Origin of the sequence: Paenibacillus zanthoxyli JH29 (assembly GCF_000520715.1) — a bacterium.
Classification (GTDB): domain Bacteria; phylum Bacillota; class Bacilli; order Paenibacillales; family Paenibacillaceae; genus Paenibacillus_AQ; species Paenibacillus_AQ zanthoxyli.
The window spans coordinates 1-477 of the sequence record NZ_ASSD01000548.1; the positions used below are offsets into that span (position 1 = coordinate 1).

General features: G+C 54.7%; 1 protein-coding gene and 1 pseudogene. Both read left to right on the forward strand.

Translation table 11 applies throughout. The features are described 5' to 3' along the window. Window positions 1-184: hypothetical protein (locus tag L691_RS33065; RefSeq protein WP_036737668.1), on the forward strand; the 184-nt coding region annotated here is incomplete at its 5' end. A gap of 68 nt (window positions 185-252) precedes the next feature. Beyond that, window positions 253-477 (forward strand): annotated as a pseudogene (locus L691_RS0121480) (phosphatidylglycerophosphatase A); the annotation flags it as partial.

Genomic DNA, 477 nt, shown 5'->3' on the forward strand with positions numbered 1-477 from the left:
CGGCCTGCTGCCGCAGCTGAAAGAGCTGCTGCAGCGTCATCCCGGAGCGGTTCCCACGCTCCTGTTCTACGAGCGGGAGCAGAAGCTGATCGCGCTTAGCGACAGCTTCCGGATCAAACCGTCGCCGGAGCTGTTTGGTCTTGTCGAACTGGTCTTAGGACCAGGCACAATAAGAATAAAATAAGAACATTTCAGCCTTTTTTCGCATACATTAGGGAACCACAGGCTTCACTTGCGGAAAGGGGAATGATGATGTCCTATGAGCTGGCGGTGGATTTGTTGGAGCGCAGAGGCGTTTCCATTGATTCGATTGCCGAGATCGTATATACGCTGCAATCGTCCTATTATCCGGGTTTGAGCGGGGATGAGTGCGTAGCGAGCGTCAAGGCCGTGCTGGGAAAAAGAGAGGTGCAGTACACGCTAATGACGGGCATTACGCTGGATGAGCTGGCGGAGAAGAAGCAGCTGCCGCAGCCC